The 317-nt window shown below is 68.1% G+C and carries 1 protein-coding gene; it reads right to left on the bottom strand.

Annotated elements, in window-relative coordinates:
- On the bottom strand, positions 1–317 hold a 317-nt coding region (locus ACV229_RS40835), incomplete at both ends, for an ABC transporter permease subunit (RefSeq protein WP_448088697.1).

Here is a 317-nt window from a genome sequence, read left to right as displayed (position 1 = left end):
AGATCCGCACGATTTCACCGAAGCCCAGCGTGACGATCGCGAGGTAGTCGCCGCGCAGCCGCAGTGTCGGCGCGCCGAGCAAAATGCCCGCCCCGGCCGCGAGCGTCATCGCGACCACGACGATGATCAGGAACGGCACGTGCAGCCCGCCGGGCGCGAGGTTCGCGATCCACGCGAACTGCGTGGTCAGGTGCGGCGAGCTCAACAGCGCCGCCGTGTACGCGCCCACCGCGTAGAACGCGATGTAGCCCAAATCCAGCAGGCCGGCGAAGCCGACCACCACGTTCAGCCCCAGCGCGAGCATCACGTACAGCATC

The organism is Burkholderia sp. MR1-5-21, assembly GCF_053427715.1.
The sequence above is the reverse complement of the archived record's forward strand: the minus strand, read 5'-3'. Positions and strand labels throughout refer to the sequence as shown.